We start from the raw sequence: 26,487 nt of genomic DNA on the forward strand, positions 1-26,487 counted from the left end.
TCATACGTCAAATCTCGTATGTGCGCACCGTGCGACCAATGGATACTGTTTCATGTGATACAATGCAAAGACAATTCCTTATGTCACACTGGAGGCCACATACCATGTCTCACGATTCATACGTTGAAGATTTATTAGTCCGAATCTTGAAGACGCCATCGCCAACTGGTCACACGAAGGACATCATCTCCCTCTTGGCCGAAGAGGCAGCAAAACTTGGTTACCAGCCGACGTTGACGAAAAAAGGCGGTTTATTGATTCAGATTCCCGGTGCAGACAATCAAAATCGGCGGTTTCTGACAGCCCACGTCGACACGCTCGGTGGCATGGTCAAAGAAATTCTTGAAAACGGCCGATTGCGCGTACACCGAATCGGCGGTTACACGTGGAATACGGTCGAAGGTGAATACTGTCAAGTGTTGACTGAATCAGGCCAGGTGCTCACCGGTACCATCATCCTGCATAACACTTCCGTGCACGTCAATCGCGAAGTCGGCGACATCAAGCGCACGGATGAGAACATGGAGATTGTCCTGGATGCGCCCGTCAACACACAACAAGAGGCCCTAGCGTTCGGTGTCCAGGTGGGTGATTTCGTCGCGTGGGATCCGCGCGTAGCCATTACCGATACGGGTTATATCAAAAGCCGCCACCTCGACGACAAAGCCAGCGTCGCCATCCTCTTTGGCGTATTGCGTGAGTTACAATCCAGTAAGTACAAATTGCCATACGGATTGGACATTTTCATCAGCAACAACGAAGAAATCGGCTATGGCGGCAACGCCAACATCGCAGATGAAATCGTCGAGTACCTAGCGGTCGACATGGGTGCCATCGGCGACGGACTGGCGACAGATGAACACAGCGTCTCCATCTGCGCACTTGACGGATCAGGCCCTTATCACGAAGGACTCCGCCGACATTTGGTAGCACTCGCGAAAGCGAACGGGCTCCATTATGCCGTCGATATCTACCCCTACTACAGTTCTGATGCATCCGCTGCGCTGCGGGCAGGCGCCGATGTGCGGCATGGGCTAATTGGACCCGGTGTCGCAAATTCCCACGCGTATGAACGCACCCATCGGGACGCACTGAAACATACGATGGCACTCATACTGGCCTACATTCAGTCGCCACTGGTGTCCTGAACGAGAGGCAATTCATCGGACGATAGTCCAGGCTGCACTTACCGCGGGCCAAAATAAAAGTGCCCATGGAGAAACGTCCACGCTCGCCGCGCACCTTTGCATACGATAAAACAACCATGCTAGGAGGTGGGCATTGTGCAGTGGAACACGTTCATCAAACTCGGCAGCCTGGCGTTCGATGTAGCCAGCGACCAAAAAGTGCGCGAACTCGCCGGTATCGTGCATCACGGGGCAAGGCGTCGCGGTCTCCTTGGCATGCCCCCACACGCACAGACACCGGGAGCGTCAACGACGCCTCACCCAGCCGCTTCGACGCCACATCACTGGCCGAAGCAGAATCATCCTATTCCATTTGCACCAGGGAGCCATGCACCTGCGTCACAAACGAGCCAGAGCGCTCCAAGCAAAAGCGTTCATGCCACCGGCAGCCCTGACAAATCAGTGACAGAAAAACAGGCGGCGGCGACAAATCCCTCATCCGGAGAATTCGACCTAAAAAATTGGGTCACAATGGAGAATGCGAAAAAAGTCCTTGGTTGGGCAGGCTCTGTCACTCAGTTTCTGACGAAATGAGTCTTTGCCATCCATGCGAACACCACATGTATAGGGACGGGGGAAACCGCTTGACATCTGCGACACCGACACGACCCACGCGCTTCCTATACCGCCTATTTCACGACGTCATGCCGCTTTCAAGAAAACAAATCGAGCGTTGGACGACGCGTGCAAAGACCATTCCAAATGAGACGTTGCGAAGCCAGGCGTTGTCCAGCCTTCAGCATAAGCGATTCCATGCGGACGGAGGGAGCGTCTACGCAGCCGCCACCCGCGAATACGCGCCGACACTCGTCGAATTAATTGTGGCGCTGCAAACGATTAGTGATTATCTCGATAACTTGTGTGACCGGTGTGATCGGTATGATCCGATAGATTTTCGCCGACTCCACGACGCCATGCGCGATGCGGTTGTCCCGGGTGCACCACTTCGGGCGTATTACGCCTTTCGAGGGAACCCGGACGACGGTGGCTATTTGGCAGATTTGGTACAAACCTGCCAGCGCTGCGTAGGCGAATTGCCAAACTATCACATCGTCCAGAAGCATGTCGAGTGGTATGTGGAGCGCTATTGTGAACTTCAAGAGCACAAGCACATTCAGCCCGATAAGCGCAGTCAAACGCTCATCGACTGGAGCACACCGTTTCTCAAGCCGTACGAAGACGCACTGCTATGGTGGGAATTTGCCTGCGCCACGGGTTCGACTCTGGGGATGTTTACGTTGTTTCTGGCCGCTACCGAAGAGATTGATGCGCGCACCGTAGAAGAAACACATACCCATTATTTTCCGTGGATTTGCGGACTTCACATTCTGCTAGATTACCTAATCGACTTGGAGGAAGACGCACGCGAAGGAGATTTCAACTTTGTCGCTTGTTATCCAGATGCACACACTGCCCATCAGCGCATTCGTCACTTTGCAAACGAAAGCTGGCGACGGGCGAAGCAAATGTCGTATGGCGGGCGAATTCACCGCTTTATCGTGCAAGGGCTGCTGGGGATGTATTTGTCGGACGACAAAGTGCGGCGCCAGCCAGCGGTGAAAAAGGCGCGTCACATGATCTACCGATTTGGCCCGACAGCCTGTATGTTCTACTTTGCGACGGTGATTTATCGCCGCATTCGCTGACAAGTCTTACAGCACCTTGCCCTATACCAAAAACGTCGACGCCGATGTGCGATGGCGCCGGATTTTCACGCTCACCTGCCCGAAAATCCCCGGAATCGGCGCGCCTGGCTTCTCTACTTCAACGGTGACCGCCTGCAGCCGGTCAAACGTCGCCAAGAGTTGCGCCGCAATGTCCTCCGCCACAGCTTCTATCAATTTGCGCGGCTTGCCCTCCACAATCTCGCGCACGACCGCATACACGTGCGCGTAATTAATTGTGTCGGCCACATCGTCGGACACGCCGGCCTCACGCAAATCACAACTCAACCACGTATTTACAATAAATCGCTGACCCGTCACGTTCTCTTCCGGTAAAACACCGTGATAGGCAAAAAAAGGCATGCCTTTTAGTACAATCTCGTCCATTTCATTCACTCCGTCTTCATGCACTCCATCAGTTGTCCTTGGATTGTCCCATATAATTCAAGCAAGAGGCAATTTCCGCGCCAAACAGCAGAATGATACCGGCGATGTACATCCACAACACCAGCATAATCACGACTGTCAGCGTACCGTAAATCAAATGGTAACTCACAAAGTGACTGGCGTATACCACAAACAGCGCCCTCGCTAAATCCAACGCCACCGACGCACAGAGTGCGCCAATCAGTACACTGTTGACATCCACTTTGCGAGACGGCAAGTATCGATAAAAGACAAAACACGTGACAAACAGGGACAACGGATAAACCACCCGGGTCAATCCACGCACTGCCGAAGCCCAGCCTGAGACGCCCGCCCACCATGGGGCGTGGTCAATATGTGGAAACAGGGCCAAGGCAATGGACGAGAACACGGCGACAAAAATCAGCAGGACGAGCATGGTGAACCCGACAATTCGCCGGGCCAGAAAAGACCGCTTGTCTGCCACTTCAAAAATGGTGTCGAGCGCTTGCTGGACAGCAATAAACGCACTCGTCGCCGACCATGTCAGCGTCAGAAAACTGACGATGCCAATCCGCGCCCCAGCAGCGCCCAGCGACTGAATGCTCTTAGCGATAAAGTCGTTTGCCCCACCCGTGTTGGCGTAATCGACATTTGGGTAATATGGTTTGAGCGCCGTAATCAACAAATGTTGAATATTGGACTGCGGAACAACCAAACTCGTTCCATAAATGATTAGGATGAGGAGCGGAAACAACGAAAACAGGGCGTAGAAGCAGATTTGAGCTGAGAGTGAGGCGATGTCGTGCTTAAAGATGCGGGCCGTTAAATTTGCGAAAAAATGCCCGACTATGTGCATGCGTTCCTCCATGACAAAGCACTCCTACACATCATCTTCTACTCCCCATTCTTTCCGTAAAAATGTCATCCAATCGTTCCCAGGACGACATTTTATGACAACTTCTTGTTCATCGTATGGATGGAAAAAAGCCACTTCCCGCGCGTGCAGTGCAATCGCCGGTTGCGGCGGCCAAGCGTGAATATGGGCGCGCCCACCATACAGCACATCCCCTAAAATCGGTGCGCCTAACGCAGCGCAATGAACCCGGATTTGATGCGTGCGCCCGGTTTCCAACCGACACGACAGAAGCGATAATTGCTGGCCATCCATCACGGAAGCGGCTTGTACCACTATATGTGTACGCGCCGGTTTCCCGGTTGATGATACACGGTACGCGCCAGCGCGATGCCGATCTCGCCCAATCGGCTTCGCGACCGTCTGCGTTTTCAAGAGCGCAGCGCCATAGACGACGGCGAGATACCGCCGAGACATCTGATGGGTTGTCAACTGAGCATCAAGCGCTCTGGCCACAAACCCGTGTTTCGCGTAAACGACTGCGCCGGTCGTCGGCTTATCCAGGCGATGCACATGGCGGACGGGCAGGTTTTGTCCCGACTGCCAATAATACTCTGCAACCAAGGTATCCAGCGTAAGTTCCAACGGATTATCCGAATGGACGATGACACCTGCCGGCTTATTCACGACTAGGACGTGATTATCCTCGTAACAGATTTCAAGTGGGGCAGCGCCCGCAGACAAACAAGAGCCCAAGTTTTCGACGGACGGATTCGGCGTCGACGTCACGGGGGATGGATCTTCTAACACCAGCCGCGCACCGGTTTGTACAGTATCATCCGGTTGCAACGTTCGTTTGCCAAGGCGCACGAGCCCTGCCGCGCACAAACGGCGCGAAAAAGCTTCGGGCAGCGCCAAAGCGGTCGTCAGCACGTCGAGAACGCGCCATCCGTCGAATCGCCTGTCGAGATGAATATGTAAATGCCCAGCGCGCATCTCACTTTGCATCCATCCGTCTCCTTTCCGCTTGTCGTCGGTCAAATCAATGTCCCTACACGAGACATCCCACGAGAACCATATGAAAATGGCGCGATGCAAGCCGCACCGCGCCATCAAATTGCGTTGTGTTTAGACCGCTTCCACATATTCAACATCTGGAGCGACTTTCTTAATCGCCCGCTCAACACCCATTTTCAGCGTCATGACACTGGCCGGACAGCCAACACATGCACCTTGAAGGGAAACAAATGCCGTCTTCGTCATGTCGTCATACGATACAAATTCAACATCGCCGCCGTCCATTTGAATCGCGTCGCGAATAGAGGCCAGCGCTTCTTGAATACGTTCTTCAATGGAGGTCGTTGATTCCATAGACATGTCACATTCCCCCTGTATGTAATAGCATACGCGCAACGAGCCAAGTGATGCAAGTGACAAACGCAAAATGTATGCGCGACACAGGGCAAGCGGCCACCGCCTGCGCCCAATGCCGCGCATCAGGATAAACAACGTCAGTTTGTCGCGAGTTGTTTGTGAAAGCCAATCGTGTTTGGCTCGATGCGAAAGACTTCGCGAAACCCAAGGCTGCGCGTAAACGCCAGGCTTTGTGCGTTGTTCTCCTGTACAAACACCTCCACGGTGCGAACGCCCTGACGAATCGCTTCTTCCTCGAGATGCGCCATCACCGTTTTACCGATGCCTTTCGACTGATGCTTCGGGTCAATCACCATTGCACTGACGTGCATCTTGGCATCCGGGCCGATGAGATACGAGTAATAACCAATCGGTTTCCCATTTTGTTCGACGACGACCGTCGGTGCGCCAGACTGAATGTAGCGCAGAAACTGTTCTTCCGGAAACGGCGCGCCGAAGGCTTGCTCGTGAATGGTTCCTAGCTGCTGGCGCGTCAGACCTACGATAAACGCGTCGTCTTGCGGCGTGCGATTGCGATAACTCAACACGGGCGCAGCGGGCTTTGTCACCTTTTTCTTGGACGCTTGAGCCTTCGGTTTTGCGGCGACTTTCTTTTTCGCCTTTTTCACAGCAGGTTTTTGACCTACCATCATATGAACTGTGTTTGGCATATTGGTTCGACCTCCCTGAATGGTCCCCATCGTCGACACCACAGCCTATGCATCAGCCCATACTTTTGACATGAAAAGGCGCGAAAGACGCCAGCATCCACATCCGCACAAGAGACCTCCGAATCAGGAGTTGCCGCCGCGACGCAAAAATCGACGCTTTGGTTTGGTCTGTGCCGTTTCTTCCTTCATTTTCGCACTGCGCTGTGCGCGTTTGCTCTGAACCTCGGAAACGACACTGCCGATATAGTTGCCCATGATATCCATGCGGTACTTGTGATTCACCTGAATTTTGTCGTACTCTTCCTTCGTCGTTCGAAACGTCACGTTTTGCACGCGATTCATCTGTACGCCCTTCATCGTCTGCCCCACAGTCACCCGGCCGACCACCTGATAGGTCGGAAACGGAATAAACTTCGTGATGCCCGACTGCCCTCGTTCGCGCAATCGCCGCTTGTTCAGAACAAACACCTCATGCCGTTCCTTGTTCGCCAAATATTGCGCATCAAATGCCTTTTGCCGCTTGCGGGCAATGATAAATACCACGGTATAACCGGCAATCACAATGACCAGGATGCCGCCAACGATAATCCAATACCACAAGGGATTCTTCCTCCTGCCACGTCAGGTAATCTCGGTCTTTGCGAAACGAGCGATAGCCGTCTAATCGAGACCACGTTCGCTCTTTTCGGACAGTAATTTTATTGTACCACGGATTCTTCCTTTGGCCGCAATAGATTCTTGCCGACCCACTTCAGTCCAATCGATGGGTGAAACATCACTTGCACCTGGTCATCTCCGCCGTCCTTATCCGCCGCAATGTGCAAAACGATGCCCTCACCGTATTGCGCGTGCCGAACGTGCATGCCAGGGCTGAGCGTCGCGTTGTGCTGCACTGCCAGGTCAAGCCTCGTAACCCAGGCGTCCGGCAACTCCGAAAGAAATCTCGACGGATCTCGATTCGTCACGTGACCAAATAGCGTTCGCTCCACGGCATAGGTCATATACAGTTGATCCATCGCGCGAGTCATACCGACGTAACAGAGATTTCGCTCTTCCTCCACGGCGGCATCGTCGTCCATCGACCGCGGGTGCGGAAACAGCCCTTCCTCCATACCAATGAGAAAGACGACCGGAAACTCCAGCCCTTTGCTGGCGTGCATCGTCATCAGGCGAACGTTGCCCTGTCCTTTCTCCTTTTCCTTGTCGACGTCACTCAACAAGCTGACTTCCGCGAGAAACTCCTGTACGGTACCGCCACGACGCTTGTCAAACGACTTGGTCACGCTGAACAGCTCGTCAATGTTCTCCACGCGCTGCAAGTCTTCCTTCTTTCCCGACTGCAGATACGACTCGCGATATTTCGTGGCATGCAGCACTTCGCCGAGGTACTCGCTGACCGGCATGCCTTCCATCCACAAGCGCAATTCCTGCAGTTGGTCGTGGAACAAACGCGCAGCTTCACTCGCTTTCGGCGACAAGCCCGCAGCTTCTCCACAAGCGAGTGCCTCGAACAAGGTCATACCGGCTGCATGGGCGTGATCGAGCAAACGACCAACCGTCTGCTCCCCAATCCCGCGCCTCGGCGTGTTGATGATGCGCAGCAAGGAAATCTCGTCCTGCGGATTGGTCAAGACGCGCAAGTAACAAAAAATGTCCTTAATCTCCCGCCTATCGTAGAACGTCAGCCCACCGACAATCGTATACGGAATGGCCTGCGCCATGAGCGCCTCCTCAACCACGCGGGACTGCGCGTTGGCGCGATACAGCACGGCGCAATCGCCGTACGTGCCGCCGTTTCGCACGTGCTCGGCAATCGTCGAGGCCACAAAAACCGCTTCCTGTTCGCTGTCGGTGAGGCAGACGACGCCTACGTTTTCGCCGCGTCCCCGCACGGCGCGCAACATCTTTTCCCGCCGCTTTTGGTTGTGCGCAATGAGCGCGTTGGCCGCTGACAAAATCGCCTCGGTTGAACGGTAGTTGCGCTCCAGCAAAATCACTTTCGCTTCCGGATAATCGCGTTCAAACCGCAACATGTTTTCACTGTCCGCGCCGCGCCACGCGTAAATCGCTTGGTCCGCATCCCCCACCGCGCACAGATTCCGATGCGCCTCCGCCAATGTGCGGACGAGCTGGTACTGTGCGTGGTTGGTGTCCTGGTATTCGTCAATCAAGATATAGCGGAATTTCTCCTGATACCGCCTGCGCACGTCCTCATCGGTCTGCAACAGCCGAACGGTCTGAATAATCAAATCATCAAAATCCATCGCGTTGGCCGCGAACAGCCGCGCCTGGTACAACGCATATACGTCCACAGCGGTCGCCTCATCCAGCGACTCCCCCACTGGCAAGCGCAAGACATCATCCGTCGTGTACATCAGGTTCTTCCAGTGAGAAATCACACTACCAATCTGGCGCGGGTCAAATTTTTTCAAGTCGCAGTTCAAATCCAGTAAACTTTGTGCAATCAACGCTTGTTGATCATCGCTGTCGAGAATGGTGAAGTTCGGGGTATAGCCAAGGGCCTCTGCCTCTCTGCGCAAGATTTTCACGCAGATACTATGGAACGTCCCCATCCACAAATCTTCGGCACGCGCCCCAATGAACTTGCGAATACGCTCCTTCATTTCGCGCGCGGCCTTATTCGTAAAGGTAATGGCCAAAATCTGATGGACAGGCACCTTATGCTCGCCAATTAAGTAGGCGATTCTCCGCGTGAGGACACTGGTCTTGCCACTGCCCGCACCGGCGACCACCAACAGCGGACCACTGACCGTTTGAACCGCCTGTTTTTGTTCTGGGTTGAGCCCCTCCAGCAAATTCAACCGTTCCGCCTCCTTCTGGACAAGCCTGCAGTATCACAGACTACCACCAAGCGGCCATCCCGTGAAGACGTGCCGAGCGACCGCCTGTCTAGGAATACTGTTCCGATGTACAGTTACAATTTATTGCGGCCTGTTTATTGCGACCGATGGCGGCGCTTGACCAAACGATAAATCATCACCGCGAGTAGGACGAAGGCCGTCACGCCGACAAGTAGCCAACTCAGGTGCGAAACCCGCAGTACGCCCAAATATCCAAGTGACCAGACGATTTGGTAAGGCGTGATGGCAATGGCAGTCGCCAATATGTAGGTCGTCACGGACACATCAGACACAGTACCCAACAGCAAGTTTACCAAGAGAAAGGGAAACGGAAGGAATTGGACGAGTGTAATCGTCCAGAACTTCTCCGGGTTCAGACGCCGCTCTATCCTTTCGTACGTGGGCCGGACTGCCGGGTGTTCTAACAGTTTGCATACAACAGGCGCGGCCAGGCGACCGAACAAAAACAAAACCATACCGCCCACCAGCGTCCCCAGCCAATTCTCCACCGTTCCCAACACGGCGCCTGCGGCGCGCAGGCAAGCTGTCATCACCGGCTCCGCAGGGATGGGGAGAATACTCGCCATTGCCTGACAGATGACAAACCAGGCGCCTTGAAGCCACATGCCACTGGGCAGCCGCGTCGTCAGCCAGGCAGTCGGAAAGCGAATCAACGCCAAACAGATGATTAGTGAGAGGATAGAGCCCATACGAAGGAAAATCTCCCTCAATTTCACCTGTCAGTTCCCTCCTGCGTGCAGATTTGCTAGGATAAATGCGATGTATTGCAGCAGAACTCGAGGAGGTCGCCCATGTATAAGGTCGGACTAGTCGCGCTGCCGCAGTTCTCGGTCGCGGGTGTTTCGTCCCTGTTGCAATCTGGACAAGAACGCGCGTGGCGCTTGCGCGTATTCTCTCTGGAACAACAGTCAGTGACAACCGCCGAGGGCCTGCACGTGATGGCCGATGCCACCATGCAGGACACTTCCCCGCTCGATTTACAGTTGCTCATCATACCCGGTGGTCACTATCCGCCCCAAACTTGGAGCGATATTCGACTTCATCGATTCTTGCGGCAATATGACGGTCAACGCCGATGGATTGCAGCATCGACAGAAGGTGTGGTCTGTATCGCGGCAGCAGGTCTGTTAGGGGGAACCTCGTACAGTGCGCCCATCCATGTCGCCCACACCTATGCACACGTGTTGCGCCACGCCATTCATCAGCAAAGCCCCGTGACGGTCGATGGCAATGTCATTTCGTCGGACGGATCGAATCCTGGCGCATTTGCAAATGTCGTCATACAGCGCGTAGAACTTCAATTGTAACGAATTCATCTAGCGAATTCAGCAAGGTTTGTAATCGAATTGTTAATCCCGCGGCACCCCTGCACGCCGACGAACGAACACCTTCAGCGATGGCAGGAAATCTTGTCAGAAATCTTTCAATTTCATCACGAATGGTCATGCTATGATGGACGAGCAGTTGGCAGCGCTCTGCATCATGCTACTGCACACCACTATTCGTGCCATGATACCATCAACGCTTGCATCGAGAGGAGTTTTGTTCCATGCGTTTCCGTCACACCATTGGAGGTATCGCTACCGCACTGGTCACATTGAGCCTGGTTGCCGGGTGTGGTACAGCCAATACAACCCATACATCCGGTGAAGCGAAGACCACAGCGCCAGTCTTGAAAACGACGACAAAACGGTGGTCTTCCCCGCCGAAAATGACCATTGATACGAGCAAGCAGTATAGCGCCGTGGTACATACCAACTACGGGAATTTCACGATTCAATTGTTCGCGAAGCAAAGTCCCGTGACCGTCAACAACTTCGTCTTTCTCGCGAAGAACAACTTCTATCACGACGACAAATTTTTCCGCATCATCCAGCCATTTATGATTCAGACCGGAGACCCGAACAATAATGGCACCGGTGGCCCGGGGTATCAATTTAAGGACGAACTTCCGAACAAAGAAAAGTACGCGCCAGGTATTGTCGCCATGGCCAACAGCGGTCCAAATACAAACGGCAGCCAGTTTTTCATCGGCACGGGCCAACAGATAGACAGCCTGAATCAAACGCCCAACTATACGATTTTCGGCAAAGTCGTATCTGGCATGAACGTCGTCGAGAAAATCGCGGCCATTCCAGTCACGGCCAACCCGAACATGCAGGGAGAAGTCAGTAAACCAACGAAGACAGCGTACATCAAGTCTGTAGATATCCAGGTCAAGTAAGACCACTGGAGGGATTGCTATGAGACGCCCGCGCCAGTGGTTGCTCTCTGCGTTGGTCATTGTGATTGTCGGAATCATTTACTTTCGAAGCGGTGGACAAGTACCTTTGCCCGACCATTATCAGAAGACGGCAAATGGCGTCCGCATTACAGCAAACATGGTGGATATCCCACCAGACAGTACCGGCGAACAGTGGAACCTGACGCATAATCAAGCGGGAGCGTACTATGTCAATATGTATCTCAATGGCCGAGAACGGCGCACGTTTACCTCCCGCAAAGTCCTGCACAAAACGGCAAACGGCACGCTGTACCAAACCGCGGGGATCATTAAATTTGGCCAACAGCAGTACCACGCCGTCGACATCTTCGTGAAAACTGGCGGAAAATCCGGCTACATCGATTTCACGAAAGGATAAAGAATCTAGCCTCGTTTATTGACGTTTGCGAACGAGGTTGCTTATATAGAGGGGTGCGACTGTCGAAACCTGTCGCACCCCGAACGTTTAGGTTTACATTCTAGGTTGAAATTCGCCGAATAGGAGTTGACCGCCTCGTGACGGCAACAAGTATCATTCTGGCGGCGGGTCGTTCCATGCGATTGCGTCCGCTTACTGACAATCAACCAAAGTGCCTATTGGACATGGGCCCCAAAAAAATCCTCGACTGGCAGTTGGATGCACTCAAGTCGGTCGGCGTCTTTGACGTCCGCATGGTGGTCGGCTACCAAAAGGAAAGGATTGTAGATCACATCCGTACGCACCACAGCGACATGCGCGTGACGTATATTGAAAACCCAGATTTTGAAACGACCAACACCCTATTTTCTTTAGCCAAAGCACTACAGGACTTTGAAGGCGATTTTTACTATATGAATGCCGATGTTGTGTTTGAGCAAAGCATACTCCAGCGCCTGAGCACATACAACGGCGGTGGCTTCCTCGCCATTGACCGGAAACAATGCCGCGAGGAAGAAGTGAAAGTGCAAGTACAAGAAAACCAAATTACGGCTATTGGCAAGCATCTAGATCCTGCTACGAGCTACGGAGAGTTTATCGGCGTCGCCAACTTCACAGGCGATTTTGCGAAGCGTTTCCGCCAAACTGTCCTCGCAGAAGCCGTAACACCCAACGAAATGAAGTTTTTCGAGCACGCGCTGGACGTCATGGTGGACAAGCATGATATGTTCGCCGTAGACATTACGGGTCTGCCTTGCGTCGAAGTGGATTTCCCGGAGGACTACGAGTACGCCATCCAGGAGGTTCTACGCGCATTTGTACAGGTGGATAAAGGATGAGTGAACTCGCCAAAATTAACGCGTGCGCGAAGCGGCCCATCGATATTTGGACAAACTTTATTTATTATCCTTTGTCCATCCGCCTCGTGTATGTCGTTCGCAACACTGGCATCACGCCAAACGCCCTGACCATCTCGTCGCTGATTCTCGCACTAATCGGCTGCGGTTTCTTTACACGTGGAGTCTACCACGACGTCATTATCGGACTCATCCTGGTTCAGGTGTCCTATGTGGTAGACTGCGCAGATGGCCAGTTGGCTCGCTATAAACAGCATTTTTCACCGGTCGGTGGCTGGATTGACCAAGTGGCGGACAGAATCAAGGAGTTTGCGATTTACGCGAGTCTCGCCTACGGGTATACACGCATGCACGGACCTGACGACCATATTTGGATGTACGCGACGTTCGCTTTGTTTGTCCTTTTTCTCCTAGAGTACTATGGACAAATCCGCATGGGCAAACCACAACCAGCCGTCGCGACCGCAACCAGTAGCGCATCTGACCAACCAGCCAAAGACGCAGATGGTTTTACACGCGCCCAGCAACTTCGCGCCTTGGTTCCATTTCGCGGTTTTTTAATCGGCGAACAATATTTCGCATTGCTTGCGTTCATCGTATTTGACGCGGTTCGTCCATTCTTTTTGTTCGTCGGTATTTTAGGCGGGTTGATGTGTATCTATCGTCCAATCATTCAATACATCAAGCTCAAACGCTCGACTACCTAACCAAATGGCATCGAGACAATCGGTGCAGTTGGAGGCTTACTCTATGTACCCAACCATCGTCATCACTGCCGCCGTTCCCTGGGATGGCATTATCGCACGGCCCCATCATCTCGCCCGCCAGCTGGCCAGCCGCGGCTGGCCCATCTTGTTTGTGGAGCCACCAGTGACGCTGATTGGTCCGTTTCGCAACCCGGCGTTGCGCGACAGAATGTTACCGAAAAACCCCATTCAAGACGTCGAACAAGGCACTGTAGGGCATATTCGCGTACTACAACCGATGACGACACTTCCGTTCTATCATGTGGCTCGGCCCGTCAACCGGTTCAACCAGCGCCTCTTGGCACGACAAATCCGCCAGCACGAGGCCGGCCCACTTGTTCTTTTCTCCAACTTACCAGGGTCCGTGGATCTCATCCCTTGGCTTCGGCCGATAGCCACCTTCTACGACTGCGTAGACGATCACGGCGCATTCGGCGGCCTCACCCGCAGCGACGTCATCGAATCGCTCGAAGCGGACATGAGCTATCAGAGCCGCGCGGTGTTTGCCACCGCAGATGCCCTCGTGGAAAAGATGGCTATATACCACAATGATGTCCATCTCGTACCCAACGCAGTCGAGCTCGACCACTTTCGGACGGCCACCAGTGCGACACCACACCCGGAGTTAAAGGACATCAAAGGTCCGCGCGTCGGTTTTATCGGTGGGATTGGGGCGTGGCTCGACTTCGACTTCCTCCACCAACTGGCGACGTCCCGAAGTGACGTCCAATTTGTGTTTATCGGACCGGTCGAGGCGGACGTATCCAGAATTCGCTCCCTGCCCAACGTGCACTTTCTCGGCCGCAAACCGTACGCTGCGTTACCACAGTTTCTCGCTGGATTTGACGCCTGTCTCTACCCGTTTGCCCATTCCAAACTCACAGAAAGCGTCAACCCGGTCAAAGTCTATGAATACTTGGCAGCGGACAAAGAAGTCATCGCGACACCCACGCGAGAACTCAACAAGTTTTCGCAACACGTATGGCTGACGCCCGATGCCGCCGCAGCGGAAAACGCCCTTGCGGCTATCTTGTCCGGAGAAAAACGCAGTACGATGGCGGAACGCGAACCATTTTTGCGCGAACAGACGTGGTCTGCACGCGCAACGCAAATCGAATCCATTCTCCTTCATCACCTCCCCGGCAACCGCGCCCACTAAACGTGGTGCGGGTTGCCGGGGAACGGTAACGCAAAGACAACCTACTGCCGAAATGGAGCTGTACCAGCTTTGGCGAGCATCTTAAAGACGACATCGTCCATCGGCGGGTTGTGTAATCCCGCGCGCACATCCCGGTAATATCGCTCCAGCGGAAGTCCCTTCGCCAAACTGCGGGCGCCCACAACGCGCATCGCCAAATCCACGACCTCGTACGCGGCATTCGTCGCTTGCGTTTTCGCAGCGCCAAACAGTGGGCGCAACGCTGGCCTGTCCGCCTCACTTGCCGAGTCCCAGCGAGCGGCGAGATCATACATCAATGTCCGCGCAGAAAGTAACTTCAACTCCATCTGCCCCAGCTTCTCCTCAATGTGTGGAACATCCGCAATCGGATGCGGCAAGCTGTTAGGCTGGTACGTCGCCGCAAACTTCATCGCAAAGTCACGCGCCGCAAGTCCAACACCCAAATAACACGCAGGGATATGTAATAGCCATCCGCTACCGTCTCGATTTCTGGCGCTCGGCTCCTTCGGATGTTTAATCGTGACGACATGAGCATCTGGTACAAACACATCCTCCATCACGATGTCGTGACTGCCCGTTGCACGCATACCCAGCGTATTCCAGGTTTCAACAATGGTCACGTCCTGCCCTCGAACGAGAAACTCTCCGACCTCTTCCGAGTTCGCGACGCCAGCAGTCACCAAAATCCAGTCAAGTGCTGGAGACAACGTACTGAATGTCTTGCGTCCCGTAATCCGGTAGCCCCCGTCGACGCGCGTAGCTGTCGTCTCCGGCCGCCCGCCGCGGCTCGGACTCCCCGTCGCCGGTTCACTGGCACAACTATTGATAAGCCACCCTTTGTCCATCACAGATTCGCAAATGGTCTGAAAAATAGGTTCGGGAAATGCGTGACTCGCGCGCAAGTTGAGAATCATCCCGACATGCCAACCGATGGCAAGCGCCGTCGATCCGTCGCCGCGCGCCAACTGCTCCTGATGCAGCAAGAGCTCGCGCAAGGAAATCTCCAAGCCACCGTAAACCTTCGGCACAGTCCACGTCACATATCCGGACTCGCGCAACGCCTCAATGTTTTCGTGTGGAAACGTGCCTGCTTCGTCATGCCCCGCTGCGCGAGCGGCAAACTGGTCGGCAAGCGCTTTTGTGATGCGCAATCTGTCTCGCTGTTCGTCAGATAGCACGAAATAGTCGTCAAAATACATCGTTGTCTTCTCTCCTCCCAGGCCATTTCAATTGTACCCTGTTTGTCAGGAGACGCCAAAACGGACAGGGGATATTTTCCCTGTCCGTTTTTTGAAACGATGAGCTTAACTCAAGTTTGCGTCCGCTGCCGCCTGCTCCGTCGGGAACACCATCCAAGCGTCCGGAAGATGGCGCTGTCCGTTGGGATCCAACGTCGAAGGCGAATTGAGAATCTTTCCCTCTGCATACAATACAGACGAAGATCCGCCATCCATCGCACAGGCGTTCACAGCGTGATATTGCAGCATAATGTCCATCACTTGCTTCATGCTGGCACCAATCGAATGGTCACCGTGTAAACGACCGTTGATGACGACAAAAATTACTGTACCATCCCGCTCCTGACCAATCGCTGTGCGCGGATCTAATCCCCAGCCACCGTCTCCTTGCGTAATCATCGGCTGTCCGTCAACGACCAGCTCAGGATGAAACTGCATAGCGTCGCGCACACCAATAGCCGCCAAATCCGACGGCGTATAGTTGCCCATCACCATGACACCCTCACTCGTGAAGCCCACGGTCGCCCAACTTGGCGTTTCTTTGGAGGACTGCATCACCTGGCCTCCCACGTACTCCAATCCTACCGGAATACCACCCCAGCCATTCCCATTCGGGTCTTCAAAGCCGCTGGCATTGATGCCTGCCACGGCGCCCACGCGTTGCGCCATACTGGTGATATACTCGCCTGTCGAACCATGTACCTCGGCCGGCACGAGGCGTACCAATTTCGGATCCGGCACCAACACAACATCCCCTGTATATCCATCTTGATGCAGTGGAATCACCTGCACGGGACCGCTGTTCCCCGCATCAATTTTTTGGATCTTATCCACGACGACGTCATTCGGGCTTGACTGTCTGACGGCAATGCCGCTCAACCCTTTCATAATCTGCGCATATTCAGCGCGCGTCGTGAGAAAACGCGCCCACTCGTAATGCCTTGTCGAGGCGACGGTCTCTGCGGCCAGAAGCCGCCAGTGTGACCCCCACGATGTGCCAAACGCCGCACCGAGCGCACCGCCGAAAACCGCGAGTATCGTCACCAACACACCGACGCTCGCCAACATAAAGCGCCGCGCACGACGGCGTTTGCGCTGTGTACGCGAAACATCATGCGATGTATGAAATTGCGGCTGTCCCCGTCGTTCGGGTTGCTGCTGCACGTAGACACGCTCCTCTCTTTGGCAGACCAATCCTTGTAAATTAGACGATAGCCGAACGATTTTCGTGACCGACGGCCTCGGAAAAAACACAAAAACGGTGTACTATGAGCTTCGAGCCCACGGTACACCGTCCAGTATTTCATGTTCAGGTGTGTGTATCAAGCGTGATCAACCGGATTATTAGGATAAGATATCCAATCGCTCCAACTCCCAGTGTACAATCGAACATCCTTGGCCCCTGCCAGCGTGAGGGCGAAGATATCCGCGCACGCCGTGACCCCTGAACCACAGTACACGACAATCGGTCGCCCTTTCGACATCACTTCGCTAAATCGGCGAATTTGAATGTGCTCTGGCTTCCACCGCCCATCCTCTGTCAGGCCGTTCTGCCACGGATAGTTCACCGCGCCAGGGATATGGCCAGCCTTCGCATCAATAGGCTCAAATTCGCCAGTATATCGATCATGCGCCCGCGCATCGACAAGCACCGCATCCCAATCCCCAGTAACAATCCGCCGAACGTCATCGACATCGACCGTCCAGCCGGGATGGACGCGGGCGTCATAGTCGTGGTCGACCTTGGGCGGCGCCTGTGTTGAACATGCGAAGCCAGCGTTTAGCCACGCCTGGTACCCGCCGTCCAGCACATACACTTCCTCAACACCCACATACCGCACCAACCACCATGCCCGTGTCGCCATGCCTTCGCCGCTGTCGTAGACGACGACAGTCGAAGTCGGCGTGACACCTGCCTGGCCGAGTTTGTTGGCGAAAACCTCTGGGTCAGGCAACGGATGGCGACCGCCATGCTCGTGCAACGCAGACGACAAATCGCGCTCTAAATCAAAGTAATACGCACCCGGAATATGCGACTTCGCGTACATCTGCTGTCCCCATTCCGGGTCGCTGAGGCGAAACCTACAATCAAAAATCACCAATTCTGGTTCTACGAGCCGCTGATGCAAGTCGTCGGCGGTTATCAACATATCCATGGCCCTCCTTGTACACCCGTGCGCCAAACCAAACAGTTACTGCCCCTTCCGCGCAACCCGCGTTGCGTCAGCTTGGTCGACCGACTTCAAAATGATGTTGTCGATATTGACGTGCGCTGGCCGCGTCGCCGCAAAGACGATGCAATCCGCTACATCCTCTGCCGTCAATGGACGAAAACCCTCATACACGCGCGAGGCGCGCTCTGTATCGCCATGGAAGCGCACGACGCTGAACTCCGTCTCAACCATGCCGGGGTCGATACTCGTCACCCGCACGGGCTTACCCAACAACTCTTGACGCAACGCACCCGTGATAGCGCGGACGCCAAACTTAGTGGCACAATAGACGCCGCCTCCAGCGTATGCCTCGTGTCCTGCGGTGGATCCAAGGTTGATAATATGTCCATCTCCGCTCTCTACAAGATATGGGACAAGGCGTTTGGTCATGCGCAACAGCCCCAACACATTCGTGTCGAGCATGACTTCCCAATCTTCCTCGTTCGCCCGTTCATCAATATAGTCGACGCCAAGCGCCTTGCCCGCATTGTTGACGAGCACGTTGACCTTGCCATATTCAGAGACGACACCTTTGACAAATGCGTCGACCGATTCCTTGTCTGTGACGTCGAGCGACTCTGCAAACGGCTTGACGCCAGTGCGCCGTTGAATGTCCTCGACCAGTTTCACCAACCCAGCCTTACGACGCGCGCCGACTGCGAGTTGAAATCCAGCCTCTGCCAAGCCGACGGCTGTGCTGTATCCAATCCCTGCGCTCGCTCCCGTCACGACCGCTACTTTGCCCATTCCAGAAATCGCCATTTCTATCGCCCCTTTTCATTGTTCGAACCTGCAGTGCTCTAGGCTATCGTCTATCACAAAAAGGCGTTTGACCCATACAATGCACCATCGTCACTCGTGCGAAGGAGGCCCCAAACCATGGCATGTCCAGAAGTAGTGACTGGATCCGTCGTCATTCCAGGCGAAGACTACGAACGAATTCAACGGGCAGTGGACAACGGACAGTACCTCTGGCGCCTCAGCCCCGTCCGGACAGCCCAAGAGGTCGGTACGGTACACCTCGGATTGCGCATGAACGACGTCTACACGTTCGTCGAGCAGTTCCGAGATCCCGACGATGGCCTCATGCACGCTGTCGTCCGCGTCAAGCACCGTACTTGTACATTCGTCGTCGAACTCTTCCAGCCCGAGAAGCAAGGCCGCGGCGGCATTTGGGTCGTCCTGCAGGTTACGCCCACCTGAAGACCTCGTATGTGCTGTGCGCTGCCACTCGGCGAACCAGTTCCTCCTTGCCATGACCATGAAAGACGAGGGACTGGTTCGCCAAGCCAAACCGGAAACATGCACCGTTGACGTGTGCCCCGCTCGACCAACAACCGTATCTCGGTTCTGCCGCACTTGCGACAGGCTACCCTTGGAAGTCATTATAGCGCGCCAAGGTACCTGCGGACAGGGTCATTTCATCTTGTCCCACATCGAAGGTGGCAACTTGCCCACGGACTCCATGAGCAGATCATACAAGTTTTGCTGCAGGGCTTCTTCCACAGAAATGCCGAGTTTCTCGGCGATATCCGCTAGTGTATAGTGGTCGCGCCGCAACGAGCGCATCGCCTTTTCCCACTGCTGCAAATGCGGCCCGTGGTAATCAATGAGGAAAGACCACTTCTCTTCGTCAATTTGCAAGCACGCATTGAGCATGTCCGTCACTACGTCCACGGTGGCACCTTGTGCGCCCCGTTCGAACAGACGCTGACGAAACACGGTTCGAATCAACGCTTCCTCGGAGAATTCCATCAGGAACGGCGGCATGATATATCCAACGGGCAATTTTGCCCGAGCGGCTTGCATTTGCTCAACCCGATCTTGCTTGGCCAAACGAATGACATTGCGGATTCGCTCGAGTTCTTCGTCGTACTCTGCCGGATTTTTGGCCTCGACAGGAAGTTCGAACCCCCATGGCACATTCGCCCGCTGGCCGCCAGCAATTCGCGTCGGGCGACCTACAGTGTATGTGACAAGGTGGTCATAGACGGTCTTCCCGACACCTATGTACAGAAATAACACGGTTTCGCCGCGAATCGGTTCATAGGAGTGTCCTGCGGCAACCATGTTTTGTAAAAAGCGGTTGGTATTGGCCATGTCCCGATACTTACCGAGATACAAACTCGCCTTAAACGCACTGGACAAGCGATCTTCGTCCGTTGCGCGAAGGGCGATGACGCGACGGGACTGCGCGACGTGCCAGCCTTGCTCTTCATAGCAAATGCGAATAAACTTTTCGATGTTATCCAAATGTTCCTCGATGGGGACGACGTCATCGAGAAACTTCAGGCGGTCGTGCGTGAGAATGGCGGATTTGTCAAGCGTAAACAACCAAAGAACCACCTTTCAAGCTACTGCTTACGTTCTCAAGCTACTGCTTACATTCCCGCGCACCATTCACGTAATGGCGTCATAAGCCAGATTAGGCACGCGGACAAATACAGGATACAATATGTGCGTTACACGACTGTACGTTACGCGCAAAGGCGCTTGTTTGATTGTACAAATAGGAACGGGAGGTGGACAAGATGGGGAACAAAAATAGCAGCACGCGAGTTGTCGTCGGCATGTCCGGCGGCGTCGATTCATCTGTGAGTGCGCTCCTGCTCAAGCAGCAGGGCTACGACGTGATTGGCATCTTTATGAAGAATTGGGACGACACGGACGAATTCGGTCACTGCACGGCCACAGAAGACTTTGAAGACGTCGCCCGCGTCTGCGAGCAAATTGGGATTCCCTACTACGGTGTCAACTTCGAACGCGAATACGAATCTCGCGTTTTTCAATATTTCCTGGAAGAGTATCAAAAGGGGCGTACGCCCAACCCAGATGTACTCTGCAATAAAGAAATCAAATTTAAAGAACTTCTGCAGCGGGCACTGGAACTAGGCGCGGATTACCTAGCCACGGGTCACTACGCGCAAGTGCGCAAGGGGGCCGACGGACTGGTACAACTGGTGCGCGGGGCAGACGCCAATAAAGACCAGACGTACTTCCTGCACACGCTGGACCAGGAGCCGCTGTCCCGCGCGATGTTCCCAATTGGCCACATGGAAAAGCCCCGCGTCCGGGAAATCGCCAAGGAGTTTGGTCTGGCCACTGCGACCAAAAAAGACAGTACGGGGATTTGCTTCATTGGCGAAAAGAATTTCCGCGAGTTTCTCAGTCACTATTTGCCGGCGCAGCCAGGGAAAATTGAGGACACAGAAGGCCATGTCATTGGCCAACACGAAGGACTCATGTATTACACGATGGGGCAGCGCCGTGGAATCGGGATTGGCGGCATGAACGACCGATCCGGCGAGCCATGGTTCGTAGTCGATAAGGATTTAGATAGAAACGTGCTGATTGTGGCCCAAGGGTCAGAGCACCCTCGTCTCTTGTCGACAAGCCTGATGGCGAGTCAGTTGTCGTTTGTCAGTGGTCAAGCCCCCTCCGACAGCGCGTTTCGCTGTACGGCAAAATTCCGCTATCGCCAGGACGACCAAGGCGTCACCGTCCAAATGCGCGAAGGGAACACCTGCAAGGTCGTCTTTGACGAACCCCAACGCGCGATTACACCGGGACAATCTGTCGTCTTTTACGATGGCGACGTGTGCCTCGGCGGTGGGATCATCGACTCCCGCGAGCTCGTCCGTCCATCGTGACGCCAAAGCGAGCGCGGCGTAACTGTTTCACAAACACATTGCCCGGAGCACGCGAAAGTAGCACATGCTCCGGGCTGTTTTAGAAACGGCACGACGCTATTTGAAGGCTGGTTATAATTGAAATATTTTCACAATTGACCACGATGATACGTGCTTATGCGCCTGCATCTTCAGTGGCTGTGCAACAACAAATCACCAAGACGACGCCAATTCACGTTCCCACGAATCCACACAGTCGTCACACAGAAACTCGGACTTTTCATTCTGCTCAACAGCTTCTCCACAAATAGCACACTGCTTCTCTGTTTGTTTGCTGTCCATCTGTAAAACCTCCTCATCATCGTATTGAGTATTTTAGTACGACAAGGATGCGTTTTCAACCGATATTTCTGAACATTTTTAAAACAGTCGGGCGAGTGGCGTGATCGAATCGACGACCGGAGGCTGAGGGGCGGTGGACGCTGAGCGGTCGGGTGATCCGGTGATTTGTACGCCTGAATTTGTCGTAGAGCCAGGTGACGAGCAAGGGCTACGAGACGTCGCGGCATCAGAAACTTATTTGACATTCTCCCCATGCCTAAAGGCAGGGGATTCCAACTATCACTAGTTGGATTTCCTGCTTCGTTGAGGCTTGCCTTCTCGTTGGCTTTTTAGCTTTCGAGCGGGTCTTACTGCTTCTCCACAGGCTAATACGGCTTGCTCGGCCGCTAAGATATTTTGCGCGGCGTTTACATCTCTATGGTGATTCCGAATCATATTCTTCACCTGCAAACGCTCGATGAAGCGCCCCACCTCGGAGATTTCACCAGCAGTCCCATTCCTTCATCAACCGGTACACTCGCTTATGGTTCACCCGAAGGTTGTATCGGCGACGCAGCATGACTTGGATTCGCCGGTATCCGTACGTAGGGAATTCTTCGCACAGTTTCCGAATCCACTGTTTGACCAGAGCGTCCTTGTCCACAGGAGGCCGCTTCGGCTTTGGCACAGGCGGCTTCAGCAAGCTGTAACAGTACGTCCGGTTCAACCCTAACGCTTTTGCAATCACTGGGACCGGAAACCCTTCTTTGGCGAGCTGACAGACCAAAGAACGGCTATTTACTTCCGGCCCCAATTCGATTTTTTCGCGACACATCCACCTGCATCGTAAGTTCACCGATCTTAGCCCGAGCCTCCAGCAACTCCTTCTCCAGCTCCTGCTCCCTCGTAGAGGATTCGGACTGAAGTCCAGCCCGTCCACCAGCCAAGAACGCTTCACGCCACTTACAATACAGACTCTGGGCCACTCCATGCCGTCGACATACCTCGCTGATGTTGGCACCGGGCATCATGCCCTCGAGCACGATGTTCATCTTCACGTCCACTGTCCACTTACGTCCCGGCATCACAAACACCTCTACTTCATCTTAACCCATCCCTTCTGTCTGGGTTGACTCTGGGGCAAGTATAAAGACTCTCTTCCCATTCCTGTAAGCACTCTTGGACACCAAGTCCGTCACTTCCCGGTCAACTTACGCCGTCAGTTTCCGGACATTATGCTGCGTCAGTAACACTATAGTCAAAATTTATGCTAGTCCAATGTGTGTTTTCTGTGAAAAAACCAAGGAATTCCTAAATGCCAATGGTGTGAAGTATGAAGAGGTAGACACAACTACAGAAAATGGATACAAGGAGCTCAATGAATTAGAATTTAACGTTGTCCCAGTATTAGTTATTGACGGGGGTAACGAAGTGAAAATCCGAGAAGCCATTGGCATTTAACACTCTTTAGATAAAAAATTGAATCAAAATTGTCCGTTGAGGGGTTTGTATAGAGTAGAGGGGCGAAACCGGATGTCCCTCGATTTCAAAAAAAGGAGTCGATTTTGATGGCAAATGTAACACCTGTAATAGGCACACCAACACCATCAGAGAACCAAAGTATTTTAGCTGCAATTAACTCCGCCAATCTGCTCAGTTTAGCACAATCTATCCTATCCCCTGGATATACGCTAAACGCCACCAACAAGAATTTCCAGAAGGTAACTGATGGTGATCAAACAAACTACATTGCAATTTATCCGATTGACGGTGAAGTGGAAGCACCTAGTCAATTCGCCGCTTTGTTAGATAGTAGCTTTAATGTCACCACATGGTCTGTAGTGCTCTCTACACCAGCACCAGACAACCAAGTTCATGTTAAGTTAATAAAAGACGGGAAGGTAACTTTGGATAAAGATTACGGAACTACTACCAAAAATGCCGTGATTACTGAAGCCCAAGAGCCTCCTGGTAGTGGCGGGAGCAGCCCTGGTTATTTCAGTAGATTATCTGATTGTCTTTCAAACTTGGGGGTTACGGGAACAGCACTGTCTATTTTCCAGGACGTCTGCGAACCAATATGCATTGCCAGTGTTACTACCCTAGGCGCTGCGTGCGTTGATTGCGGTATAGTTAACGCGGCTATCCCTGCGGCAGAAATTACGTACTGTGCCGCTTATGCAATTTAACACTTATAGCCAAACCACATAATACCTAAATGGTGTTGTGTGGTTTGGATTCAATTAGTCACTCAAGTTTCGCACCCTTAGACAGCCAGCTTTTCCTTGATAGCGCTGGGTAAATAGGTGATAAACTGTTCAACAATCATGTCGATCACGGTGCCGTTATGAACATCTGCTGCCTCCATGATGGACCGTAGCAGTTTCGATCAACAGACGCATGGCGTCGGCGTACCGGATGTCTTCGAGCTCGTCACAACAGTCGAGGAACAAAGCTCCTATCGTTCTTGGATCCTTCTCGTCTCGAGCAGCCGCCGACAACATGATGTATCGTGCGAAGACGATGGTGGTGTGGGCAAACATATGGTCGTATGTCCGTCCCTGCAACTCTTTCGCCAGTCGAAGATGGGATTTACTGACTTTAAAGAAGGTCTCAATGTCCCACCGCTTTCCATAGATGCGAATAACCTCATCGTCTGAGAGGCGTGTATCTGTGGGAAGCAACGCCAGCCATTGCCGGGAACGGTTCCTTTCTCGTACAAACACAATCTTCACGGGGACCGGGTTCCCCTTTGCATCTCGCCCAATCGACACATTCACGGAAGCAAGGATCTTTGCTCGTCCATGGCGTTTTCTCAGAGCAGAGTACAACTCTTTGAGTGTGAGCCGCCGTCCTTCGTATTCGTAGTGGATCTTGGGCGTGGCTTTGAGCATACAGACAACGTGTATCGAATGATCTAAAACTCTAAGAATAGTCGCCGGATGTGCAAACCAACTGTCAAACAGCAGGTATTTGGCGGTAATGCCCATGCTTTGTGCCTGGGTCAGCAATCCGAACAGAGCATCCGTTGCCTTTTGCATGCTCTCTTTCCGACGCTTGTAACCGCAGGTTCGTTTGTCGATGCAATGTTCAACACCACAACGCGATTACGCTCGTTTTCAGAACAGAGCAATGAAAAGGCGATCAGCACGAACGAATTCCCGTCTGACCAGCCCAGTGTCAACATTCGGAAACCACGAACGAATTTGTGAGACACGTGGTCGTAGACCCTGGCGAGCAATTCGACTTTCTTACTGCGACTGCGACGAAACAGCGAATCGTCGACAATGAGTACATCTGCCCTGTCATCTGAAGTAAGCCGAGACATCCGTTGTACAACGGTAGCGCTCAACAGTAGCAGAAACCGACGCCAGTTGTGCCGAGGGGAATTCAAGAACCGATACACCGTGTCTTTGCCAAACCTGTCTCCGCCTGACTGCTTCAACTTCAGTCTACCAGAAAATGAGGGTGTTTTTGCCTTTTCAGCGCCTAAAATCCCTGTCGCACCAAGGATTTATTGACTCAGACCGGGTGCGAAACTTGAGTTAGTGAGTTATAATTCAAAAAGCAGAATTCATTCATAATTCCAGTGAAGAAGGTGCTCAGTTATGTGGCGAGTTCAGGTTTGGAAAGGTAACCACATAGTTGAGGCGGAACTTTGTATGAATGAAAACTTGGCAAGAGCCAAGGAAATAGAATTACGGCAGAAGTTTGATGAGGATGACTACACATTTAAGGTCGAAGAAGATAAAGGTGATCCATGGTGGTCTGGTTCACTTGGCACAGGGGTTATACCATCAGGGGGACCTTTACATATTCCTTATAGCGTTGGCGAAACAAACGAATTTGGAAAAAGTGAATACCCAGAAAATAAAACCAAAAAAAAGTTCTTACGCTCCATTTTTCGTTTTAAGAAACGTCGTTGACGTCAATAATCCCGGATTTCGACGATTAGGTGATTGAGGTCACTGATCGGAACCTGTTTTCAATCATTTGGTGGATTTGTTAGCGAACACGGCGAAATCATGGTACGGAACTAGAGCAATGGACACATTTCCCCCAAGCCAGGCTATGAATTCCACTTTTTCAATTGGAAGAAAATCTGCGTGGCGGCATTCAAATCGTAACGAGTATGAATTGTAGAGCTTTTACGAGCAATCTGGCTTCGTGTATGATTATATTGTTTCACCCAAAAGGTGCTCCTTCCTAGCGAAGATGTGGTTCTCAACAAACTCATCTGAGCCATACGGGGAGCACCTTTTCAATGATTCACACCAATTCATGAGGACACAATCGTCGAAATCCGGGATAATTTTTTTGTTGAAATGCTCCATATTTGAATTTTATTGACATTAGTTAAGGATATACATACATTAAAGTGACAGCTATGTCATTTTAATATAGTGTCCCGTCAAGTGGTGTAAATTGAGAGCAACCACTCAGTTTCTGCTATTTATGCAAAACTGACGTTGGCGCCAGCAATTGTTGTTCGTCGTTGCCGGTTAGTTTAGCCATAGACTCTCGGCTGAAATACCGCCTTGCAA

The 26,487-nt window shown here is 52.9% G+C and carries 33 protein-coding genes; 15 read left to right on the top strand and 18 right to left on the bottom strand.

Annotation, left to right across the window (positions count from 1 at the left end; translation table 11 throughout):
- Positions 1-104: 104 nt before the first annotated feature.
- From J3482_RS01255 to J3482_RS01265, 3 genes are all read left to right on the top strand, one after another.
- Positions 105-1,148, top strand: a complete 1,044-nt coding sequence (locus J3482_RS01255; RefSeq protein WP_206921945.1) for a M42 family metallopeptidase — start codon at positions 105-107, stop codon at positions 1,146-1,148.
- Between the two features lie 135 nt (positions 1,149-1,283).
- Positions 1,284-1,721, top strand: coding sequence for a hypothetical protein (locus J3482_RS01260; RefSeq protein WP_146822400.1), 438 nt, complete (start codon positions 1,284-1,286; stop codon positions 1,719-1,721).
- A 50-nt stretch (positions 1,722-1,771) separates the two neighbouring features.
- Positions 1,772-2,833, top strand: a complete 1,062-nt coding sequence (locus J3482_RS01265) for a tetraprenyl-beta-curcumene synthase family protein (protein WP_223204083.1) — start codon at positions 1,772-1,774, stop codon at positions 2,831-2,833.
- Positions 2,834-2,854: 21 nt separating this feature from the next.
- On the opposite strand, the gene folB is transcribed toward J3482_RS01265, so the two are convergent.
- From folB to J3482_RS01305, 8 genes are all read right to left on the bottom strand, one after another.
- The gene (gene folB, locus J3482_RS01270) at positions 2,855-3,238 is read right to left on the bottom strand and encodes a dihydroneopterin aldolase (protein WP_146822398.1); all 384 of its coding nucleotides are present in this window, start codon (positions 3,236-3,238) and stop codon (positions 2,855-2,857) included.
- Positions 3,239-3,266: 28 nt separating this feature from the next.
- On the bottom strand, positions 3,267-4,127 hold the full coding sequence (locus J3482_RS01275; protein ID WP_146822397.1) for a YihY/virulence factor BrkB family protein: 861 nt from the start codon (positions 4,125-4,127) through the stop codon (positions 3,267-3,269).
- A gap of 12 nt (positions 4,128-4,139) precedes the next feature.
- Positions 4,140-5,120 (bottom strand): RluA family pseudouridine synthase, encoded by a 981-nt coding sequence (locus J3482_RS01280; protein WP_206921946.1) that lies wholly within the window; start codon positions 5,118-5,120, stop codon positions 4,140-4,142.
- 120 nt (positions 5,121-5,240) lie between these two features.
- Positions 5,241-5,489 (bottom strand): NifU family protein, encoded by a 249-nt coding sequence (locus J3482_RS01285; RefSeq protein ID WP_021297163.1) that lies wholly within the window; start codon positions 5,487-5,489, stop codon positions 5,241-5,243.
- A gap of 134 nt (positions 5,490-5,623) precedes the next feature.
- Positions 5,624-6,196: a GNAT family N-acetyltransferase gene (locus tag J3482_RS01290; protein ID WP_146822395.1), complete on the bottom strand. Its 573-nt coding sequence runs from the start codon at positions 6,194-6,196 to the stop codon at positions 5,624-5,626.
- Positions 6,197-6,319: 123 nt separating this feature from the next.
- Positions 6,320-6,796, bottom strand: coding sequence for a hypothetical protein (locus J3482_RS01295; RefSeq protein ID WP_146822394.1), 477 nt, complete (start codon positions 6,794-6,796; stop codon positions 6,320-6,322).
- Between the two features lie 98 nt (positions 6,797-6,894).
- The gene (locus J3482_RS01300; RefSeq protein ID WP_146822393.1) at positions 6,895-9,018 is read right to left on the bottom strand and encodes an ATP-dependent helicase; all 2,124 of its coding nucleotides are present in this window, start codon (positions 9,016-9,018) and stop codon (positions 6,895-6,897) included.
- A gap of 134 nt (positions 9,019-9,152) precedes the next feature.
- Positions 9,153-9,794 carry a TVP38/TMEM64 family protein gene (locus J3482_RS01305; protein WP_206921947.1) on the bottom strand — a complete coding sequence of 214 codons (642 nt, stop codon included), beginning with the start codon at positions 9,792-9,794 and terminating at the stop codon, positions 9,153-9,155.
- Positions 9,795-9,869: 75 nt separating this feature from the next.
- Between J3482_RS01305 and J3482_RS01310 the strand changes: the two genes are divergently transcribed.
- The 6 genes from J3482_RS01310 (at position 9,870) to J3482_RS01335 (ending at position 14,521) form a co-directional block, all read left to right on the top strand.
- Positions 9,870-10,385, top strand: coding sequence for a DJ-1/PfpI family protein (locus tag J3482_RS01310; protein ID WP_146822391.1), 516 nt, complete (start codon positions 9,870-9,872; stop codon positions 10,383-10,385).
- A gap of 242 nt (positions 10,386-10,627) precedes the next feature.
- A complete protein-coding gene (locus J3482_RS01315; RefSeq protein ID WP_146822390.1) occupies positions 10,628-11,302 on the top strand; it encodes a peptidylprolyl isomerase in 675 nt (224 codons plus the stop codon).
- 19 nt (positions 11,303-11,321) lie between these two features.
- Complete coding sequence (locus tag J3482_RS01320; protein ID WP_206921948.1) at positions 11,322-11,720, top strand: hypothetical protein; 399 nt, start codon at positions 11,322-11,324, stop codon at positions 11,718-11,720.
- Between the two features lie 137 nt (positions 11,721-11,857).
- A complete protein-coding gene (locus J3482_RS01325; RefSeq protein WP_206921949.1) occupies positions 11,858-12,598 on the top strand; it encodes a phosphocholine cytidylyltransferase family protein in 741 nt (246 codons plus the stop codon).
- Positions 12,595-13,323 carry a CDP-alcohol phosphatidyltransferase family protein gene (locus J3482_RS01330; RefSeq protein WP_146822387.1) on the top strand — a complete coding sequence of 243 codons (729 nt, stop codon included), beginning with the start codon at positions 12,595-12,597 and terminating at the stop codon, positions 13,321-13,323. Before J3482_RS01325 ends, J3482_RS01330 begins: the two co-directional genes overlap by 4 nt.
- A gap of 43 nt (positions 13,324-13,366) precedes the next feature.
- On the top strand, positions 13,367-14,521 hold the full coding sequence (locus J3482_RS01335) for a glycosyltransferase (protein WP_206921950.1): 1,155 nt from the start codon (positions 13,367-13,369) through the stop codon (positions 14,519-14,521).
- A gap of 41 nt (positions 14,522-14,562) precedes the next feature.
- Here J3482_RS01335 and J3482_RS01340 read toward each other — a convergent pair whose 3' ends face one another.
- The 4 genes from J3482_RS01340 to J3482_RS01355 form a co-directional block, all read right to left on the bottom strand.
- Positions 14,563-15,741 carry an acyl-CoA dehydrogenase family protein gene (locus tag J3482_RS01340; RefSeq protein ID WP_146822385.1) on the bottom strand — a complete coding sequence of 393 codons (1,179 nt, stop codon included), beginning with the start codon at positions 15,739-15,741 and terminating at the stop codon, positions 14,563-14,565.
- Between the two features lie 105 nt (positions 15,742-15,846).
- A complete protein-coding gene (locus J3482_RS21450; protein WP_206921951.1) occupies positions 15,847-16,944 on the bottom strand; it encodes a phosphodiester glycosidase family protein in 1,098 nt (365 codons plus the stop codon).
- Between the two features lie 158 nt (positions 16,945-17,102).
- Positions 17,103-17,930, bottom strand: coding sequence for a sulfurtransferase (locus tag J3482_RS01350; protein ID WP_321198830.1), 828 nt, complete (start codon positions 17,928-17,930; stop codon positions 17,103-17,105).
- A gap of 42 nt (positions 17,931-17,972) precedes the next feature.
- Positions 17,973-18,755, bottom strand: a complete 783-nt coding sequence (locus tag J3482_RS01355; RefSeq protein ID WP_146822382.1) for an SDR family NAD(P)-dependent oxidoreductase — start codon at positions 18,753-18,755, stop codon at positions 17,973-17,975.
- 117 nt (positions 18,756-18,872) lie between these two features.
- Between J3482_RS01355 and J3482_RS01360 the strand changes: the two genes are divergently transcribed.
- Entirely contained in the window at positions 18,873-19,196 is a 324-nt protein-coding gene (locus J3482_RS01360) for a hypothetical protein (protein ID WP_021297178.1), read from the top strand.
- A 213-nt stretch (positions 19,197-19,409) separates the two neighbouring features.
- On the opposite strand, the gene J3482_RS01365 is transcribed toward J3482_RS01360, so the two are convergent.
- Positions 19,410-20,327: a hypothetical protein gene (locus J3482_RS01365; protein WP_146822381.1), complete on the bottom strand. Its 918-nt coding sequence runs from the start codon at positions 20,325-20,327 to the stop codon at positions 19,410-19,412.
- A gap of 197 nt (positions 20,328-20,524) precedes the next feature.
- On the opposite strand from J3482_RS01365, the gene mnmA reads away from it, so the two are divergent.
- Entirely contained in the window at positions 20,525-21,643 is a 1,119-nt protein-coding gene (gene mnmA, locus J3482_RS01370) for a tRNA 2-thiouridine(34) synthase MnmA (RefSeq protein WP_206921952.1), read from the top strand.
- A gap of 192 nt (positions 21,644-21,835) precedes the next feature.
- On the opposite strand, the gene J3482_RS21210 is transcribed toward mnmA, so the two are convergent.
- Positions 21,836-21,964, bottom strand: coding sequence for a hypothetical protein (locus J3482_RS21210; RefSeq protein WP_262927002.1), 129 nt, complete (start codon positions 21,962-21,964; stop codon positions 21,836-21,838).
- A 133-nt stretch (positions 21,965-22,097) separates the two neighbouring features.
- On the opposite strand from J3482_RS21210, the gene J3482_RS01375 reads away from it, so the two are divergent.
- A complete protein-coding gene (locus J3482_RS01375) occupies positions 22,098-22,250 on the top strand; it encodes a hypothetical protein (protein WP_206921953.1) in 153 nt (50 codons plus the stop codon).
- 195 nt (positions 22,251-22,445) lie between these two features.
- Here the strand turns inward: J3482_RS01375 and J3482_RS01380 are convergent, their stop codons facing one another.
- Both J3482_RS01380 and J3482_RS01385 read right to left on the bottom strand, forming a co-directional pair.
- Positions 22,446-22,778: an IS3 family transposase gene (locus tag J3482_RS01380; RefSeq protein ID WP_206921954.1), complete on the bottom strand. Its 333-nt coding sequence runs from the start codon at positions 22,776-22,778 to the stop codon at positions 22,446-22,448.
- Positions 22,738-23,028: a transposase gene (locus J3482_RS01385; RefSeq protein WP_206921955.1), complete on the bottom strand. Its 291-nt coding sequence runs from the start codon at positions 23,026-23,028 to the stop codon at positions 22,738-22,740. The genes J3482_RS01380 and J3482_RS01385 overlap by 41 nt, the downstream gene beginning before the upstream one ends.
- A gap of 94 nt (positions 23,029-23,122) precedes the next feature.
- Here J3482_RS01385 and J3482_RS21755 point away from each other — a divergent pair, with 94 nt between their 5' ends.
- Both J3482_RS21755 and J3482_RS01395 read left to right on the top strand, forming a co-directional pair.
- Entirely contained in the window at positions 23,123-23,404 is a 282-nt protein-coding gene (locus tag J3482_RS21755; RefSeq protein WP_206921956.1) for a glutaredoxin family protein, read from the top strand.
- Between the two features lie 107 nt (positions 23,405-23,511).
- Positions 23,512-24,132 (top strand): hypothetical protein, encoded by a 621-nt coding sequence (locus tag J3482_RS01395; protein WP_206921957.1) that lies wholly within the window; start codon positions 23,512-23,514, stop codon positions 24,130-24,132.
- 156 nt (positions 24,133-24,288) lie between these two features.
- Here the strand turns inward: J3482_RS01395 and J3482_RS01400 are convergent, their stop codons facing one another.
- A complete protein-coding gene (locus J3482_RS01400; protein WP_438938603.1) occupies positions 24,289-25,026 on the bottom strand; it encodes an IS4 family transposase in 738 nt (245 codons plus the stop codon).
- Positions 24,948-25,388 (bottom strand): transposase, encoded by a 441-nt coding sequence (locus tag J3482_RS21760; protein ID WP_206921959.1) that lies wholly within the window; start codon positions 25,386-25,388, stop codon positions 24,948-24,950. The genes J3482_RS01400 and J3482_RS21760 overlap by 79 nt, the downstream gene beginning before the upstream one ends.
- A gap of 217 nt (positions 25,389-25,605) precedes the next feature.
- Between J3482_RS21760 and J3482_RS01410 the strand changes: the two genes are divergently transcribed.
- Positions 25,606-25,869 (top strand): hypothetical protein, encoded by a 264-nt coding sequence (locus tag J3482_RS01410; RefSeq protein WP_206921960.1) that lies wholly within the window; start codon positions 25,606-25,608, stop codon positions 25,867-25,869.
- Positions 25,870-26,487 lie beyond the last annotated feature (618 nt).

It is taken from the genome of Alicyclobacillus suci (assembly GCF_017329615.1).
GTDB classification, from domain to species: Bacteria; Bacillota; Bacilli; order Alicyclobacillales; family Alicyclobacillaceae; genus Alicyclobacillus; species Alicyclobacillus suci.